At 43.8% G+C, this 18,361-nt stretch carries 16 protein-coding genes; 6 read left to right on the top strand and 10 right to left on the bottom strand.

The genetic code is table 11. The features are described from left to right. Positions 1-139: 139 nt before the first annotated feature. A complete protein-coding gene (locus UJ203_RS07620) occupies positions 140-1,009 on the bottom strand; it encodes an SDR family oxidoreductase (RefSeq protein ID WP_322009634.1) in 870 nt (289 codons plus the stop codon). 72 nt (positions 1,010-1,081) lie between these two features. Continuing rightward, positions 1,082-2,182 carry a citrate synthase CitA gene (gene citA, locus UJ203_RS07615; RefSeq protein WP_024120727.1) on the bottom strand — a complete coding sequence of 367 codons (1,101 nt, stop codon included), beginning with the start codon at positions 2,180-2,182 and terminating at the stop codon, positions 1,082-1,084. 108 nt (positions 2,183-2,290) lie between these two features. Between citA and citR the strand changes: the two genes are divergently transcribed. Beyond that, complete coding sequence (citR, locus tag UJ203_RS07610) at positions 2,291-3,166, top strand: transcriptional regulator CitR (RefSeq protein WP_024120726.1); 876 nt, start codon at positions 2,291-2,293, stop codon at positions 3,164-3,166. 69 nt (positions 3,167-3,235) lie between these two features. On the opposite strand, the gene UJ203_RS07605 is transcribed toward citR, so the two are convergent. Beyond that, positions 3,236-4,237, bottom strand: a complete 1,002-nt coding sequence (locus UJ203_RS07605) for a LysM peptidoglycan-binding domain-containing protein (RefSeq protein WP_322009630.1) — start codon at positions 4,235-4,237, stop codon at positions 3,236-3,238. A gap of 539 nt (positions 4,238-4,776) precedes the next feature. Between UJ203_RS07605 and UJ203_RS07600 the strand changes: the two genes are divergently transcribed. After that, a complete protein-coding gene (locus tag UJ203_RS07600; protein ID WP_322009628.1) occupies positions 4,777-6,153 on the top strand; it encodes an alkaline phosphatase in 1,377 nt (458 codons plus the stop codon). A 30-nt stretch (positions 6,154-6,183) separates the two neighbouring features. On the opposite strand, the gene spoVR is transcribed toward UJ203_RS07600, so the two are convergent. After that, on the bottom strand, positions 6,184-7,590 hold the full coding sequence (spoVR, locus tag UJ203_RS07595; RefSeq protein ID WP_322009626.1) for a stage V sporulation protein SpoVR: 1,407 nt from the start codon (positions 7,588-7,590) through the stop codon (positions 6,184-6,186). A gap of 167 nt (positions 7,591-7,757) precedes the next feature. On the opposite strand from spoVR, the gene UJ203_RS07590 reads away from it, so the two are divergent. The 3 genes from UJ203_RS07590 to UJ203_RS07580 all read left to right on the top strand — a co-directional run bounded on the left by UJ203_RS07590 (position 7,758) and on the right by UJ203_RS07580 (position 11,443). After that, a complete protein-coding gene (locus UJ203_RS07590) occupies positions 7,758-9,290 on the top strand; it encodes a mechanosensitive ion channel (RefSeq protein ID WP_415859183.1) in 1,533 nt (510 codons plus the stop codon). 111 nt (positions 9,291-9,401) lie between these two features. After that, a complete protein-coding gene (gene nsrR / locus UJ203_RS07585) occupies positions 9,402-9,842 on the top strand; it encodes a nitric oxide-sensing transcriptional repressor NsrR (protein ID WP_010333538.1) in 441 nt (146 codons plus the stop codon). 152 nt (positions 9,843-9,994) lie between these two features. Then, the gene (locus UJ203_RS07580) at positions 9,995-11,443 is read left to right on the top strand and encodes a LysM peptidoglycan-binding domain-containing protein (RefSeq protein ID WP_322009623.1); all 1,449 of its coding nucleotides are present in this window, start codon (positions 9,995-9,997) and stop codon (positions 11,441-11,443) included. Positions 11,444-11,485: 42 nt separating this feature from the next. On the opposite strand, the gene UJ203_RS07575 is transcribed toward UJ203_RS07580, so the two are convergent. Beyond that, positions 11,486-11,809, bottom strand: a complete 324-nt coding sequence (locus UJ203_RS07575; protein ID WP_305935115.1) for a YqzG/YhdC family protein — start codon at positions 11,807-11,809, stop codon at positions 11,486-11,488. A 201-nt stretch (positions 11,810-12,010) separates the two neighbouring features. Between UJ203_RS07575 and UJ203_RS07570 the strand changes: the two genes are divergently transcribed. Then, the gene (locus UJ203_RS07570; RefSeq protein ID WP_024120719.1) at positions 12,011-12,253 is read left to right on the top strand and encodes a YhdB family protein; all 243 of its coding nucleotides are present in this window, start codon (positions 12,011-12,013) and stop codon (positions 12,251-12,253) included. A gap of 15 nt (positions 12,254-12,268) precedes the next feature. On the opposite strand, the gene UJ203_RS07565 is transcribed toward UJ203_RS07570, so the two are convergent. The 5 genes from UJ203_RS07565 to glpD all read right to left on the bottom strand — a co-directional run bounded on the left by UJ203_RS07565 (position 12,269) and on the right by glpD (position 18,270). After that, positions 12,269-12,793 carry an NADPH-dependent FMN reductase gene (locus tag UJ203_RS07565; protein ID WP_322009619.1) on the bottom strand — a complete coding sequence of 175 codons (525 nt, stop codon included), beginning with the start codon at positions 12,791-12,793 and terminating at the stop codon, positions 12,269-12,271. Beyond that, entirely contained in the window at positions 12,790-13,437 is a 648-nt protein-coding gene (locus UJ203_RS07560; RefSeq protein ID WP_044156617.1) for a response regulator, read from the bottom strand. The genes UJ203_RS07565 and UJ203_RS07560 overlap by 4 nt, the downstream gene beginning before the upstream one ends. Then, entirely contained in the window at positions 13,434-14,576 is a 1,143-nt protein-coding gene (locus UJ203_RS07555) for a GAF domain-containing sensor histidine kinase (RefSeq protein ID WP_322009616.1), read from the bottom strand. The genes UJ203_RS07560 and UJ203_RS07555 overlap by 4 nt, the downstream gene beginning before the upstream one ends. A 147-nt stretch (positions 14,577-14,723) precedes the next feature. Next, the gene (locus tag UJ203_RS07550) at positions 14,724-16,469 is read right to left on the bottom strand and encodes a phospho-sugar mutase (RefSeq protein WP_322009614.1); all 1,746 of its coding nucleotides are present in this window, start codon (positions 16,467-16,469) and stop codon (positions 14,724-14,726) included. Between the two features lie 133 nt (positions 16,470-16,602). Continuing rightward, positions 16,603-18,270, bottom strand: a complete 1,668-nt coding sequence (gene glpD, locus UJ203_RS07545) for a glycerol-3-phosphate dehydrogenase (protein ID WP_322010615.1) — start codon at positions 18,268-18,270, stop codon at positions 16,603-16,605. Positions 18,271-18,361: the final 91 nt, after the last annotated feature.

Raw genomic sequence — 18,361 nt, 5'->3', positions numbered from 1 at the left:
GAATCATTCCTTTCTCCTACTCAATATTATATATAAAAATCCAAAAATGAAAACTAAATTTTTAAAAAATTCGACAAATTTCTGCAGTAACCTATTTTCATGCACAAAAAAACCAGCAGATTTGCTGGTTTTTTGTGCATTATGTTGAAATAAAACGGCCGCCATTTACATGAATCGTCTGTCCCGTCATATAGGAAGATTCATCAGATGTGAGCAAGACGTATACACCCGCATGCTCAACCGGCTGTCCCGGTCTGCCCATCGGTGTATCAAGTCCATGCTGCTTCACTTTTTCTTCCGGAAATGTCGCCGGAATCAGCGGTGTCCAAATCGGACCGGGCGCCACCGCATTCACTCTGATGCCTTTATCAGCAAGAGATTTGCTCATTGATCGTGTAAAGGAGACAATTGCACCCTTTGTACTGGAATAATCAATTAATGCGGTATCCCCTTCATAAGCGGTAATCGAGGTCGTATTAATGATTGCGCCCCCTTCTTTCAAGTGAGGCAAAGCTTTCTTTGTCATATGAAACATTGAAAAAATGTTCGTGCGGAAGGTTTTTTCAAGCTGTTCTGTTGAAATATCAAGAATACTGTCCTGCGGGTGCTGTTCAGCTGCGTTGTTAACCAAAATATCCAGCTTCCCAAAATGGTCTACGGTTTGCTGTACAGCCTGTTCACAATGCTTCTCATCTCCGACGTCACCCGGAATCAGCAGGCAGCGGACGTTTTCCTGTTCAATCTGTTTTCGCGTTTCCTCCGCGTCAGAATGTTCGTCCAGATAAAGAATGGAGACGTCAGCCCCTTCTTTTGCGTACGCGATTGCTGCCGCTCTTCCGATTCCGCTGTCGCCTCCTGTAATGATCGCGACTTTTCCTTTCAGTTTTCCGCTTCCTTTATAATCACGGTCCTCTGATAAAGGAAGAGGATTCATTTCGGACTCAATACCCGGCTGCCGGTCCTGCCGCTGCGGTTCTTGTCCTTCTGTTTGTCTGTCCATTGGGTTCATATTGATCACTCCTAGACATGATAATACTGATCGTTTACCACATCACAGCAGCGAATAAACCGCAAAATATGTTTATAAAAGTACTTCTTCAGGAATAGCCCCTGTATATTTAGCTGACGGGCGGAAAATCATGTTGTTTTCTGCTTGTTCCAGCACGTGTGCGCACCAGCCTACCATTCGGCTTGCTGAAAACGTCGGTGTAAACAATTCATCATCAAAATCAATCGCTTTCATGACAGCAGCTGCATAAAATTCAACGTTTGTGTACAGCTTGCGGCCCGGTTTGTAGATGTCCAGCAAACGAATCGCCTCTGCCTCTACATGCAGCGCCAGATCCAAATCACGGTCATCGCCTGCAACCTCTTCAGCTTTCTGTCTCAAAGCTTCTGCCCGCGGATCTTTCGTCTTATACACGCGGTGCCCAAATCCCATCAGGCGTTCTCCTTTTTCAAGCTTTGCTGTCAAATACGCTGCAGCATTCGCTTTTTCTCCAATGTCTTCAAGCATTTTCGTCACAGCAGATGGAGCCCCTCCATGAAGCGGGCCTTTCATCGTGCCAAGCGCCGCGGTAATGGCCGATACCAAATCACTCTCTGTAGACAAAGTGACCCGTGCCGAGAAAGTTGATGCGTTCATGCCGTGTTCCATGGCCAGAATCATATATGTTTCAAGCGCTTTCTTTTTTGCTTCTGAAGGCTGTTCACCTGTGAGCATATAATAATAGTTTTCGACATGTCCGTACTGGGAAGATGGCTCAATGGCTTGCTCGCCGCGCACCCAGCGTTTTCTGTAAGCGATAATGGACGGCGTGATGGCAATCAGCCGAATCGCTTCTTCTATTTTTGGATAAAACGTGTACGTATTTTCCCCTAATGCTGAAACAACCGTTCTCAGTACCGACATGTCGTCCATGTTGTTTGGCAGCGACTGAATCAAACGCCCGATGCGGTCAGGCAGGTTTCGCTCCGCAATCAGCTTTTTTTCAAATGTCTGTAATTCATCTGATGCCGGCAGTTTTCCAAATAAAATCAAGTAAGCGGCTTCTTCAAAGCTGTGATGCAGCGCGATGTCTTTTGCATGATGCCCTCTGTAGATAAGCCGGCCTTTTTCGCCGTCAATATGACTGATTGATGTGTCCACACATGTAATTCCCTTTAATCCGTAATGTACCATTTGTATTCCCCCTATCCTTTTCTGTTATTATAGTAAATATAATATTTAAAAAATATTGAATATTTTAAAGGGAATTAATTAAAAATCTTAATCAGAGGGAGAATGGAAATGGATTTCAAATGGCTTCACACCTTTGTGACCGCAGCGAAATATGAAAACTTCAGAAAAACAGCAGAAACGCTTTTTTTATCTCAGCCCACTGTAACCGTTCATATCAAGCAATTAGAAAAAGAAATCAGCTGCAAGCTGTTCGAGCGAAAAGGCAGGCAGATTCAGTTAACCGATGAAGGCAGGGCTTATTTGCCGTTCGCACTGAGGCTGCTTGATGACTATGAAAACAGCATGGCAGAGCTCCACAGAGTGCGACAAGGCTACTCTCAAACCTTACAGCTCGCGGTTTCGCCGCTTATTGCCGATACCGTGCTTCCATCTGTTATGAAACGATACACTTCAATGAATACCGAAACAGAAATTGCAGTGAAAATTTTTGAATCGGCAGAAATCTCGTCTCTGATTAAAGCCGGCGAGGCGGATATCGGACTGAGCTGTTTAAAAGTCCAGTCTTCTTCTTTAACATGCCACTGTTTATATAAGGACCCTGTCGTCCTCGTTGCGCCTCCTGATCAGCGTTTCACATCAGACGAAGAAATTGATGCCAAAGAGGTGCTTGAGCAATACCTGCTTTTGACCCACAATCATCCTGACTACTGGGACGACTTACTCCGTCAAGTCAGAGTGACTTTTCCATTTGTGAGAACAATGAAAGTCACACAAACCCATATAACGAAACGGTTTATAAAAGAAGGACTTGGCGTTTCATTCCTCCCCTTATCTACAGTAAAGCGCGAATTAGAGGAAAAACAGATGATCAGAATCCCTTACCATTCTGTGCAGCTGCCCTATGCCGGTGCTTATGCGATCGCCCTTTATGAAAATAAGAAGGAAAAAAAGTTTTTGGACTTTTTATCACATTTTCATTTTTAGATGTAACCAAAACGAAGATGCTCCGTCTAATGAAAAAAACCCGTTCTATGAACGGGTTACTTCGCAAAATTAGAATCTTTTCGCACCGAGGTAGCGAGGCTTCCAGTAGCTGTTGTTCAGGCTGCTGATTTGTACACCATCAGATCCTGCATGAACGAAACTGTTGTTTCCAATGTAAATCCCCATGTGAGAAGGGCCGGATTTATATGTTGTAAAGAATACGAAATCACCGACAGACGGGCTGGCAATGCTCTTCATGGAACTCCAGTATCCCGCAGTGCTCGTTCTTGCCACACTTGTTTGTTTGTTTAATACGTACCAAATGAATCCGCTGCAGTCAAAACCGGAAGTTGTTGTTCCGCCCCATTTGTACGGCGTTCCAGTTAGCGCTTTTGCATCAGAAACCAGTTTGCTTACGTTAAGTGATGTAGATGATACTTTGCTGCTTGAACTAGATGAAGGCTTAGATGAAGTGACAGGTTTTGAACTTGTTCCTTTCACCTTCAATACTTGTCCGACATAGATTAAATCTGATTTTAAGCCGTTGAGACTCTTTATTTTGCTAACCGTTGTGCCGTATTTTTTCGCAATTTTAGATAGACTGTCGCCGCTTACTACTTTGTATGTAGAAGTTGCAGACGTAGACACGCTTGATGAACCGGAGCTGCTCGAACTGCTTGAGCCCTTCACTTTCAGAACTTGTCCGATACGCAGAAGATCTGATTTTAAGCCGTTCAGTTTTTTCAGTTCATTGATCGTCATGCCGTATTTTTTCGAAATCTTCCAAAGACTGTCGCCGCTCACTACTTTGTATGTAGAAGAAGATGAACTGCTTTTTGAACTTGATGCTGCCGATTTACCGTTAATGGATAAAGTCTGTCCTGCATAAATGATATCAGAATGAAGTTTGTTTTCTGATTTAATTTTACTTATTGTGGTGCCGTATTTTTTTGAAAGATCCCATAACGTGTCGCCTTTTTTCACCTTGACGCTTTGTGCAGATGCCGCTCCTGCAAATAAGGTCGATCCTAAAACTACTGCTGTTGTAGCTGTAATGATTTGCTTTTTCATGTTTTCCTCCCTAAATATGTATATCTATTATTATCTCTTTTTTTTAATTAATCATCTTGTTTTCTATTATAAGGATGGATTCCCAACAGAAATAGTCTTGACTTCACGTGACAAATTTCTTAATTATTCGTTTTCAAAAAAAGTTTTTAAGGGTATTAAATATTTCATTTTCATTTCAAAGGTGACAAAAAACGAGTGCTTTTGTCATGTTTTTTGGGCAGTTTATCAACATTTAGGAAATAATTGAAGAAGGTTTTGGGGATTTATGACATAGCGTAAGAATGTGGAACTTATAGGTTTCGATAAAAACTGCGGGCATCCGCAGTTTTTTTATTTAAACAACCATATCACGCATAAACCATGAGGTAAAGATTTTTCCGGAAAAATGAATGCTTTGATGAAAGAAAGGCAAGATAACGGACACAGACAATTTATATTCATCACAATCCTTTACCTAATGTTTACAGGATCAACAGCCGCACTTAACAAACATTCCCTATCGTAATAAGCAGAACAAATTAAAGGAGGCCTGCAAAAAAATGAGTCTGTTTCAAAAAATGAAATCAAAATTGCTGCCAGTCGCAGCTGTTTCCGTGCTTACAGCCGGTATATTCGCCGGTGCAGAGCTGCAGCAGACCGAAAAAGCAAGCGCCAAAAAACAAAACAAAGATGAGATCAGAAATGTCATTGTGATGATTGGGGACGGCATGGGAGCATCATACATAAACGCCTACCGTTCCATGAAAAATAACGGTGAAACACCGAACAACCCAAAGTTAACTGAATTTGACCGGAACCTGACAGGCATGATGATGACGCACCCGGATGACCCTGACTATAATATTACAGATTCAGCAGCCGCCGGAACAGCATTAGCGACAGGCGTTAAGACATATAACAATGCAATTGGCGTCGATAAAAACGGAAAAAAAGTAAAATCAATACTCGAAGAAGCCAAACAGCAAGGCAAGTCAACAGGGCTTGTCGCAACTTCTGAAATTAACCACGCCACACCCGCAGCATACGGCACTCACAATGAATCGCGGAAAAATATGAACCAAATCGCCAACAGCTATATGGATGATAAAATAAAAGGCAAACAAAAAATTGACGTTTTGCTTGGCGGCGGAAAATCCTACTTTACCCGCAAGGACAGAAATTTAACGAAAGAATTTAAACAAGCGGGCTACAGCTATGTGACAACAAAACAAGCGCTGAAGAAAAATAAAGATCAGCAGGTGCTCGGGCTTTTTGCAGACGGAGGGCTTGATAAAGCGCTCGACCGCGACAGCAAAACCCCATCCCTGAAAGATATGACTGTTTCAGCAATTGACCGGCTGAATCAAAATAAAAAAGGATTTTTCTTGATGGTCGAAGGCAGCCAAATTGACTGGGCCGCTCATGACAATGATACTGTCGGAGCCCTGAGCGAGGTTAAGGATTTTGAACAGGCCTATAAAGCCGCTATTGAATTTGCGAAAAAAGATAAACACACACTTGTGATAGCAGCTGCTGATCATACAACAGGCGGATTTACCATCGGTGCAAACGGCGAAAAAAATTGGCATGCGGAGCCGATTTTGGCCGCGAAAAAAACACCTGAGTTTATGGCCAAAAAAATCAGCGAAGGCAAACCGGTCAAAGATGTGCTCGCCCGCTATACAGATCTGGATTTCACACGTGAAGAAATGAAAAGTATTGAAGCCGCTTCACAGGCTGACAAAAGCAAAGGCGCCTACAAAGCCATCATCAAGATTTTCAACACCCGCTCTAACAGCGGCTGGACCAGTACCGATCATACCGGTGAAGAAGTACCGGTATACGCGTACGGCCCCGGAAAAGAGAAATTCAGCGGACTGATCAACAATACCGACCAGGCAAAAATCATATTTAACATTTTGAAAACAGGAAAATAAAAAGGATGCAGAACACTGCATCCTTTTTTCTTATAAATACCTGCGGTGAACCCCTTTTCCGTCATACGAAAACATCACTTGCTTATCCTCCAGCACAGATTCGATATGCACGCTTCTTCCCCACAGCTGGTATAAATAAGGAAGCACTTTCTCCAAGTATTTCAAATCCAGTTCTATGTCCTCATACCAATGCTTAATTAAGAGCTCGTTATTTTTCAGATAATCGCCTTCGTTTACTGTCAAATACGGAAATCCTCCGTTTACCCGCATGCTCACAAGCTGGTCGCGGACAGCCTCCCACTCTTTATCGACGATTTTATAGTCTCTGCCCTGCTTTTGGAACAGGTAAAGATCCTCGCGCATCACTAAATCTTTTGTTAAATAATTGCGGATGAATGAGATATCTGATTCAATCTCTCTGACCTCAAACATTTTCTCCCGGCCTGAGTTCGGCTTGACGCCTATTTTCTTCATTTCCTCAGTCGGATTGTTATACCGTTCCTCAATATCTTCAAAAATCTTCAGTCCCAAATAATAAGGATTGATTCCTGTTTTTGACGGCTGGACAACCCCGGCATTCAGCTTGGCGAACTCTATCGCTTCATCAGAGGTTAAATCAAGCTCCCGGATAATTCTTTGATGCCAGTATGAAGCCCATCCTTCATTCATAATTTTCGTTTCCAGCTGAGGCCAGAAATAAAGCATTTCTTCTCTCATCATCGTCAAAATATCACGCTGCCACGGCTCAAGTTCCCTTGAATGCTCTTCAATAAAAAGCAGAATATCTTTCTCGGGCCGCGGCGGGAAAGGTTTTTTTGATTTTTTCAGTTGTTTTCTCGGTTTCTTTCCATCTAAATTCCATAGATCATCGTACGGCGTAGCCATTTCCTCAAACTCTTCTTCCTCATCATCCACACTCCACTGGAGCTTCGGACGCACCAAAGAAGGATCGATATGCTCCTGGATTGAAAGGATCGCGTCTAAAAAGGCCTCCACTTCCTTTATTCCGTGAATCCGTTCATAATACTTAATTCGCTCCGCCGTTGCCGCCATGCTTTCCACCATGTCACGCTTCGTGTTTTGGAAGCGGCAGTTGTTTTTGAAAAAGTCACAGTGAGCGAGAACATGGGCGACAATCAATTTATTTTGTATCAGTGAATTGCTGTCCAGCAAAAAGGCGTAGCATGGGTCTGAGTTAATGACAAGCTCATAAATTTTGCTTAATCCAAGGTCATAATGCAGTTTCATTTTATGAAACTGTTTCCCGAAGCTCCAGTGGCTGAATCTTGTCGGCATCCCGTACGCGCCGAATGTATAAATAATTTCAGCCGGGCAAATTTCATATCTCATCGGATAGAAATTAAGGCCGAATCCTTTTGCAACTTCGGTAATTTCCTCAATTGCCCGCTGTAATCCCTTTTTCTCCTCCGCGTTCAACCGAATCCCCCCTACTTGGACTTATCTATAATGTATGAGCCCGCCTGATAAAAGATGATAAGTCACATTTTTGCCTGAAAAAAACTTGCCCTGCACACTGGCCTGTTTGCCAAATGTGTCAGTGGGTAAAAACAGACCATATTACGAAAAAAAAGGAGCGATACCAATTGAATGCAGCAGACATGTTTTCTTCTTATCTCAGTAAGTTGCCAAACCTCATCATTGCTTTGCTTGTCTTATTAATCGGATGGGCTATCGCCAAAATCATTGAAAAAGCGGTGTACAAAGGGCTCAGAAAAACAAAAATCGACGACAAGATCTTTGCTGAGAAAAAGCCGTCACGCTATTCATCGGAAAAAATCATAAGCAAGGTCGTTTATTTTATCGCTTTGATTATCGTCTTTATTTTATTCTTTAACATTTTGCACCTGACAACAGTGGCTTCGCCTTTTGTCAGCATGCTTTCTGCTATTGCAGCAGCTGTTCCGAGCGTGCTGAAGGCCGGATTGATTCTGCTGTTAGGCTGGGCTGCAGCCTCTGTGTTAAGCTTTCTTGTCAGAAAAATCGGAATGAAGCTGAACACGAGCGAAAAGCTGCGCAAATGGAACTTGGTATCTGAAGGGAAAGATATTCACCAGGCAGTTAACGCCGCTTCACAAATTGTCTTTTACCTCGTGCTGCTCATATTCTTGCCGGGAGTCTTATCTTCACTGAATATCAGCGGAATTTCAGGCCCGTTTACCAATATGATGGAAAGCGTACTCGCTTTTCTGCCGAAATTATTCGCTGCGGCGCTGATCGTTTTAATCGGCTGGCTCATCGCCCGCCTGGTCCGTGACATCATCACGAATTTCCTAGCAAGCATCGGTACAGAAAGATTCGCTGCTCGTATGGGATTATCCATTTACTTAAAGGATACAAGCCTTTCAGCTGTCATCGGAACCATTGCTTATGTGCTGATTTTAATTCCGGTTGTCATTTCAGCGCTTGATCGTCTTGATGTCGCCGGCATTTCTCAGCCAGCCGTCTCTATGCTCAATACTATCTTAAACATGCTTCCGAATATCATTATCGCCATCGTACTGATTTTAGCCGGTATATGGGCCGGAAAATGGGTAAACACAATGGTGTCCGGACTGCTCCGCCGTGCAGGCTTTGATTCTTTATTAGGAAAAATGGGCGTAGAACCTGGGGCATCCGCAAAGCTGTCACTCTCCCAAGTTGTCGGTATGATTGCGCAAATCATTGTGATCCTGCTGTTTACAGCCGAGGCGCTGCAAATTGTTCAGCTGCATTTACTCGTTGAGATCGCAGGAGGCATCATCGCGTATCTGCCGAATGTCCTTGTCGCAGTATTTATCCTCGGAATCGGCCTTTACGCCGGAGAATTGGTGCGCAAAGTACTGGCCAGCATGATCAAAGGTCAGGAGTTCAAATCTTTAGCTGCGATTGCAAAGTATACAATCATCGCACTGGCTTTCTTTATGGCACTAGATCAGCTCGGAGTCGCTGACACAATTGTCAATTCCGCATTTATCATCGTGCTTGGCGGATTCGCACTTGCATTCGGTTTATCATTCGGTCTTGGCGGAAAGGATTTTGCTTCACGTTATCTTTCTAAATTCGAACGCAAAATTCAAAACACTGAAGTTGATACGAAAAACCGTTCAAAACAAAATCCTTCCAATGACATGAATTAAAAAAATGCGTGTGCCCAGCAGGGTGCACGCTTTTTTAGGGAAATTCCTTTTTTTTCATTTTATAATAGATTATGATAAGATATAGAAAATGTCTTATTCCGAGGTCTTAATATGAAGTTAACAAATTATACAGATTATTCATTACGAGTTTTGATTTTTCTTGCTGCAGAACGTCCCGGAGAACTTTCAAATATAAAACAGATCGCCGAAACGTATTCTATTTCAAAAAATCATCTCATGAAAGTCATATACAGGCTCGGTCAGCTCGGATATGTAGAAACCATACGCGGACGTGGCGGCGGCATACGTTTAGGCATGGATCCTGAAGACATTAATATCGGAGAGGTCGTCAGAAAAACAGAAGACGATTTTAATATTGTTGAATGTTTTGATGCGAATAGAAATCTCTGCATTATTTCTCCAGTGTGCGGCTTAAAACACGTGCTTAATGAAGCGCTTATGGCCTATCTTGCCGTTTTAAACAAATATACGCTGCGAGACCTTGTCAAAAACAAAGAGGAAATTATGCAGCTTTTGAAAATGAAGGAATAGTTGATGATTCCTTCTTTTTTTATGCCCTTTTTCCTGCATTCTGTTAAGATAATATGACTGATTTTTAAAAAAGGCAAAACGATGAGTTGAATCTGCCGATATAAAAAAGAAACAGCATATTCAAAATCATTGGGGGAAAAAGGAGAGCTCAGATGAAAAAGAAATTAGCAGCAGGGCTGACAGCATCCGCGATTGTCAGCACAACACTAGCGATTACACCCGCTGAAGCAGCAACGATTAAAGTCAAAAGCGGAGATTCCTTATGGAAGCTGGCGCAAACCTACAACACAAGTGTAGCGGCCATCACATCCGCCAACCATCTTTCGACTACCGTCCTGTCAATCGGCCAGACGCTTACCATCCCAGGCAGCAATTCCGGCACTTCATCATCATCTTCTTCAGGCTCAACAGCAAAGAAGAGCGGAAATTCTGTTTACACAGTGAAAAGCGGCGATTCACTATGGCTGATTGCCAATGAGTTTAAGATGTCGGTACAGGAACTGAAAAAGTTAAACGGATTGAGCAGCGACATGATTCGTGCAGGGCAAAAATTAAAAGTATCCGGAAAGGTTTCTTCAAATTCCAGTTCCGGCACTTCAAGCAGCTCTAAACCATCTAAACCGAGCTCAAGCTCTTCAGCTTCGACTGGCACTTACAAAGTGCAGCTAGGTGATTCGCTTTGGAAAATCGCGAACAAAGTCAATATGTCCATCGCTGAATTGAAGGTATTGAACAATTTAAAATCTGATACCATTTATGTGAATCAAGTGTTAAAAACAAAATCAGCGGGTTCTAATTCGTCATCCAAAGACAATTCATCCAAATCGAATCAATCAACGTCAGCAACAACGAAGTACACCGTAAAAAGCGGAGACTCACTTTGGAAGATCGCAAACAAATATAACCTGACTGTACAGCAAATCCGAAACAGCAACAATCTGAAATCAGACGTTCTGTACGTCGGACAAGTGCTGAAGCTGACCGGCAAATCATCTTCCGGCACATCAACAACACCGTCTTCGTCAAATTCAAGCTCCGGAACAACGACGACTACATATACGGTGAAGAGCGGTGATTCCTTATGGGTGATCGCGCAAAAGTTCAATGTGACAGCCCAGCAGATTCGGGAGAAAAACAACTTGAAAAACGATGTCTTACAAATCGGCCAGAAGCTCACGATTACAGGCAAAGCTTCATCTTCAAATTCAAGTTCCGGATCTTCAGGCAGCACGATCTCAACAAGCGCGAAGATTAACAAAATGATCGCGGCCGCTAAGGAGCAGCTTGGTGTTCCATATCGCTGGGGAGGAACGACACCGGCCGGATTTGACTGCAGCGGATTCATTTACTATGCGCTAAACAAAGTGACATCTGTATCCAGATTAACGGCGGCCGGCTACTGGAACACCATGAAATCTGTCAGCCAGCCTGCAGTCGGAGACTTTGTCTTCTTTTCGACATACAAAGCCGGCCCTTCTCATGTCGGGATTTACCTCGGAAACGGGGAATTCATTAATGCCAACGACTCAGGGGTTGTCATTTCAAATATGAACAACTCATACTGGAAGCAGCGCTACCTCGGAGCAAAGCGTTATTTCTAAAAACAAAACTGTATGGCCTTTGTCGGCTGTACAGTTTTTTTATTAAAGACGAAACACATTGATGCTGATCATATGTTTCGTCACAGGGTGAAAATAAACCTCCGCACGCACGGAAAATGTTTCTTCATTCTGTTTGACGGTCACCCGAAAGACATCCTTTGTCTGCTGGTCATTCACCTCGGTCCGCCCCATATAGGCGTAATCGGAAAAAGAAGCCCCTTTATATTCATCTTGAATTTTACTCCAAGCGAGCTGTTCCCACTTTTGAACAGACTCGTTCATGTTTTCTGAATGCCCTTTTGCAGCCATCGATAAGATGATGAAACCGCAAAACAGAAGCGCAATGGCATACGGCAGAGATTTCATGTTTTCAGTCTCCTGTACCCAGATTATTTTCATCTTAGGTTTTCCAAAACCGCTTGCTTCATTCAGACATTTTCATTTTATGTCTCCCTCATATTGCTACCCCAGTTCTGACGCAGACGCCAAGTTTTGCCCCGTCAATAACAGCTGATGCGGCATAAACTAATCCTGAACTTCTCACACAGGAAAGGAGAAGCGATTGATATGGATTATGCTGATTACGACAAAGCATTGTATTACACCCATCGTTCCCAATGGGATAATTTATTAATTTTAATGGTGCGGACAGAGGATGATTTGTTATCAAAACGAATTGAGCATTTTTTGCATGCATACCATTTTGAACAGGATTATGCTGTATTAGAAAAGGTGCTGTATTCTCTTCTCCGCTATATTGACCATGCCACTGAGCTGACATATGAGGATCAATTAGCGCTTCTCACATAAAAAAACCCCCGGTGTTTAGACGCCGGGGGTTCCTGCATTTGCGAACATGTGCAATTCTTCCATCAGCTCTTTTATGCTGGCCGCCATGTGTTCCGTTACTGTTGCGTTTTCCACATCAATCGTTACCGGATCAAGCACAAGCTGCCTCGGAATAGCATTGGCATATAAGCCCCGCATCACGGTTCTCATATTGTTCAGCGCATTGATTCCGCCTTTTCCGCCGCCTGCTGCTGCCAAAAGAGTTACTGGCTTATATTTAAATTGTTCGCCGCTTAAAAAGTCCAGTGCATTTTTTAAAACGCCGCTCATGCCGCTGTGATATTCAGGAGATAGTAATACAATCGCATCCGCTTTGCTGACGCGCTGTTTTAGCTCTTGTACCCGCATAAGCGCGGCCTGTTCGGCTTCACCGTTAAATAACGGCAATATAAATTCGCTCAAATCAATCAAATCCGTTTGATACACAGATGAAATGTAGGCTGCCGCAATTCTTGTCCTGCCATGTATTCTCGGCGAGCCGCTAATCACTAATATGTTCACTTTGTGGTCTCTCCATTCAGGTTGTATTTCACTGCAAAAAGCGCTGCTTGTGTGCGGTCCGCCAGCTCAAGCTTTGCTAAAAGATTAGACACATGGGTTTTTACTGTTTTTTCTGAAATAAACAACGATGCTGCGATTTCTTTATTGCTTTTTCCGCAAGCAATTTCGTTTAGTACATCTCTTTCCCGCCGGGTTAATTGATAAAATTTTTCTTTTTCCGGTTCATTCTGTTTTTTCATATGTGTCAGGACATGGGGCATAATAGCTGAAGACAGCATATATTCGCCTGAATCAACCTGTCTCAGTGTTTTCACCAGTTCCTCCGGCTCCGTATCCTTTAGCTGATACGCCTTCGCTCCTGCCTGAAGCGCAGGGATTACATGCTCCTGATCAGAGTAGCTCGTCAGCACGACGATATGGACTCCGGGAAATTGCTGTACTGCTTTTTTTGTTGCCGCTATTCCATCCATATCCGGCATCGACAGATCCATCAGCACGAGATCAGGCTTTGTTTCTTCGATGACACGGAGGGCCTCACTTCCGGTTGCCGCTTCTCCGACAACTTCAATGTCGTCCTTGGTGGCAAAGAAAAAACGAAGCCCCTTCCGGACAACATGGTGATCATCCGCTATTACAATTCTCATCTCACTGTCCTTCCTTTCTGGTTGGTAAGCGGAAGCCTGACAGACAGCTTCGTGCCAGCTCCAAGCTCTGACTCAATGAAAAATTCCGCGCCGGCTTTTTCTGCCCGCTCTTTCATACCTTTGATGCCAAGTGAAGGCAGGCCGTCGTGCGCTTCATAACGAAATCCTGCCCCATGATCGATAATATCCAGTTCTGCATAGGACGAAGAAGCAGCAATTCTGACATACGCCGTATCAGTCCCGGCATGCTTTTTGCAATTATTGAGGGCTTCCTGCACGACACGCCACAGCATATGCTCCTCTTCATCACGAAGGTCCGGACATCCTTTTTGTGTAAAGACGACATTCAATCCGATCAGAGTGCCATAGCTTTTAATGGCTTCAGCCAGCCCTTTTTCCAATCCTCCGGGACGAAGCTGCCAGATTAAGGACTTCATTTCAGCCAGCGCGTCCTGCGTTAACGTTTGAATAAAATCAATCATCTGCTGCAGGGTCTCTTCTTGTGTTAATGTCTTTGCCGCTTTTGCTGTTAAACTGACGGAAAACAGCATCTGGTTGACTGAATCATGCAGCTCCTGAGCGAGACGGTTCCGCTCCATTAAAAGAGCATTTTTTTGTTTGTATTCAGCAAGCCTCATCCGCTGTATTGCTGTTCCGATCTGAAAAGCAACCGCCTCCAGCAAATGAAGCTCCTCCTCATCAAAAAGTGTCTTTCCGGCCGCCGCCACATTTAATAAACCAAACCGTCTGTCTCCATCTTCTAAGGGAACGGTTGCATGATGCGTAATCCCTTCTGTGTCAAAACAATGCAGCTCTTCAGCTGATTCTATGCGTTTACAGTTCATAATATTGGCTGCTTTTCTAAGTCCGCCGTTATTGAATTTCGTCAGGCAATAGCACTCCCCTTCACACATCAGCACTTTTTCCCTGCGGCTTAAAGCAGGCGGCAGGTATGCGTCTGCTGCTAACGTATAGGAACCGTCCTCTTCAATGAGAAAGATCCATCCAGACTGAAGATTCGTTAAGCTCAGCAATTCTTTTAAAACTTCATTCAGCGCTGCTTTGACATCGTGTCCTTGATTCAAAGTCTCGGCAATGGTTTTCAGCGTTCTTAATTTTTCCACCCTCGGTTTGGTCACGTCTCTCACTCCGGCTATGGTTATTATCTAAGATTATACCAGTTTTTTGAATATTGTTACTTCACATGAAGGATGATTTTCTTTCAGACTTTTGGATGAGAAATAGAAAAAAGCTGGATCACATTGCGTGATCCAGCTTTTATAGAATTACTTTGCTGTTGCTTCGACAATTTCGTCAACTGTCTTCATGACATCGTCAGAAAGTGCGGCAAGACGCTGTTCACTGTCTTGGAGGGATGTTCCTTTTACGGCGAAATAAAATTTGACCTTCGGCTCAGTACCAGAAGGACGGAGGCAGAACCAAGATCCGTCTTCCAAGAAATATTTCAATACATTTGATTTTGGCAGGTCGATGGCTTCTTCTTTATTTTCCGTCAAAACCATCCGTTTGCTTACAGCGTAATCCTCTGCTGAGACAACCTGTTTACCGGCCATTGTTTGCGGAGGATTTTGTCTGAAGGAAGCAAGAATCGCTTCAATCTGCTCCGCTCCCTGTTTTCCTTTCAGCGTCAGTGATTTCAGTCCTTCACGGTAAAAACCATATTCTTTGAAGATATTCATTAACGCTTCGTATAAAGACGTTCCTTGTTTCTTATAGAACGCGCAAACCTCAACTGCCAAAAGTGCGGCCTGAATGGCATCCTTGTCGCGGGCGAAATCTCCGATTAAATAACCATAGCTTTCTTCATATCCGAATTGGAAAGTGTACTGGCCTGAGGCTTCGTATTCTTTAATCTTTTCACCGATAAACTTAAAGCCCGTCAGTGTATCAATCGTATCGAGTCCGAATGAAGATGCGACATCGCGGCCGATTTCACTTGTTACGATTGTTTTGAGAACGACGCCATTCTCAGGCAGGATTCCTTGTTTTTTCTTTTCAGAAAGCAAATAATGAAGCAGCAGCGCACCGGTTTGGTTTCCTGTCAGCACTGTATATTTGCCTTCATCATTTTTCACCGCAATGCCAAGGCGGTCCGCATCCGGATCTGTTGCAATAAGAATATCTGCATTTTGCTCTTCGCCGAGCTTAATAGCGTATTCAAATGCAGCATGCTCTTCCGGGTTCGGAGATGTTACAGTTGAAAAGTCCGGATCTGGCCGTTCCTGTTCCTTTACGACCGTGACATTTTGATAGCCGAGGGCTTCGAGCCCGCGTCTGACCGGTTTGTTTGCGGTTCCATGCAGCGGAGTGAAAACCACTTTCACATCCACTTCTCCGGATAACTCAGGGTGAACGGAAATAGATGTTAGTTTTTCAGTATAGACCTTATCAATCTCTTCACCGATGATCTGTATTAAGCCTTTTTCTTTTAACACTTCTTCATCATCGACCGTGATTGTCAGTTCATTTTCGATGGCGTTTACCTGCTCAATGACGATGTCTGCTTCACGCGGAGGCAGCTGGCCGCCGTCATCACCGTACACTTTGTACCCATTATATTCAGGCGGGTTATGGCTAGCCGTCACGACAATTCCTCCATAAGCATTCAGTTGTCTGACAGCAAATGAAAGCTCCGGCGTCGGGCGAAGCTCATCAAATACGTACGTTTGGATGCCTTGTGTAGCAAGCGTTTTTGCAGCTTCCATCGCAAACTCCGGTGACTTATGGCGGGAATCATACGCAATGACAACGCCCCGTTTTTTCGCTTTCTCACCCTGCTGCAAGATGTATGCCGCGAATCCCGCTGATGCCTTGCGCACCGTGTAAATATTCATCCGATTCGTACCGGCGCCAATTTCTCCGCGCATACCTCCCGTTCCGAATTCAAGGTTTTTATAGAAGCAGTCTTCAAGATCCTGATCATTCCCCTCTAATTCAGTGAGGAGCTTTTTTAATTCAGGATCTAAATTTTCTGTCTGTTTCCAGCGTTCATAGCTCTTTCTCCAAGTCATAATTCGTCCTCCTATGTATCAGCCATATGCCATTATTTTAATATGAAGAGAGCGTCTCTGTCACTTGATATCTTGAGATCTGACGCTTTCTGGCTCATAAAAGAAAAAACGGGCTGCAGACAGCCCGTTATTTTTATTGTTCGACCGGTACAACCGCATCGTGTAATAGCTTGTTAAGGTTTTCTGTATGTTTGTTTTGCGTCTGCTCATCCCACTGGAATCGCTCGCTCATAAAATCAATAACGGCGTCTTTATATGTTATTACCCAATTGATATCAAAAAATAAACGTCCCGTTCTGCGGACAAAGAAGTCAGCAGGCGTTGCAGTCAATTCTTCTTCAATGCTGTATTCTGCCTCGGCAAGGATATGAACCGGGATATTTCGCTTCGCAGCCTCGTCTTTCAGTGCCTCGACCCGATTAAAGACTCGCTCTACGTTGGAGCCGTATCTGATAGCCAGCTGTTTCGCATCCTTTTCTGATAAGCCGGCCGCAATGCCTTCTTTCGTTTTCGCCGTCACGAAGGATGCAAGGTTTTTAGAACCGCCGACGTGCCCGCCTGAAATCGGCATGTTTTTCGTTTTGCATGGGCCGAAATCCTTTTCGCCTTCCTCTTTTAATCGATCACGAACAAGATCGACAATGTGCTCCGCCATTTTTCTGTACCCGGTCAGCTTACCGCCGGCAATAGTGATCAAGCCTGAATCTGACGTCCAAATTTCATCTTTGCGTGAAATCTCGGAAGGGTCCTTTCCTTCTTCATGAATGAGCGGACGCAGGCCAGCCCAGCTTGATTCGATATCATCCGCTTTAATATTCAGTTCCGGGAACATGTAATTGATTGAATTGATAACGTAATCGCGATCCTCAGTTGTCATACGCGGATGCTCCAGGGCCTCTTTGTAAACGGTATCGGTTGTGCCCACATATGTTTTGCCTTCGCGAGGAATAGCAAACACCATCCGGCCGTCCGGTGTATCGAAATATACTGCTTGTTTCAAAGGAAAGACAGATTGGTCAAATACAAGGTGAATACCTTTTGTATGCTGAAGGTGCTTTCCGTTTTTAGAATGGTCTTTTTCTCTGAGCTGGTCTACCCAAGGGCCTGTCGCATTGACGATTTTTTTCGCGTATACTTTATATTCTTTTTTCGTCAACACGTCTTCAATTAATACACCGACTGCTTTGCCTTTTTCATAAAGGAGTTCTTTTACTTTGGAATAATTCACAGGCTCTGCCCCGAATTTGACCGCTTCCTTCATGACTTCGATTGTCAGTCTCGCATCGTCAGTGCGGTATTCAACATAGTAGCCGCCGCCTTTTAAACCGTCTTTTTTCACCAAAGGCTCTTTTTGCAGCGTTTCTTTTGCTGAAAGCATGCTTCTGCGTTCTGATTTTTTTACGCCGGCTAAGAAGTCATAAACTCTTAACCCGATAGAGGTTGTGAATGAACCGAATGTGCCGCCTTTATGAAACGGAAGCAGCATCCATTCCGGTGTGGTAACGTGCGGGCCGTTTTCATAGACAATCGCCCGCTCTTTCCCTACCTCAGCGACCATTTTCACTTCAAATTGTTTTAAATAGCGCAATCCGCCATGAACCAATTTTGTTGATCTGCTTGATGTTCCAGCCGCGAAATCCTGCATTTCGCTGAGTGCGACCTTCATGCCCCTTGATGCCGCGTCAAGAGCTGTACCTGCTCCTGTAATTCCTCCTCCGATAATAAATAGATCATATGTTTTTTTCGTCATGTCTGTCAGCATGCGATCCCGCTCAAGACTTGAAAATTGATTTTTCATTATTACGTTTCCTCCTTGTTGTCACGGTAAATAGAAAAAGAGACCACAACAGCCAAAGTGCATGTTCACACTTTGGTGCTGTGGTCTCTCCTCA

The sequence above is a fragment of the Bacillus sp. V26 genome, from assembly GCF_034296245.1.
Taxonomy (GTDB): domain Bacteria; phylum Bacillota; class Bacilli; order Bacillales; family Bacillaceae; genus Bacillus; species Bacillus halotolerans.
Note: the sequence above shows the minus strand (reverse complement) of the source record. Positions and strands in the feature narration are given on the sequence as shown.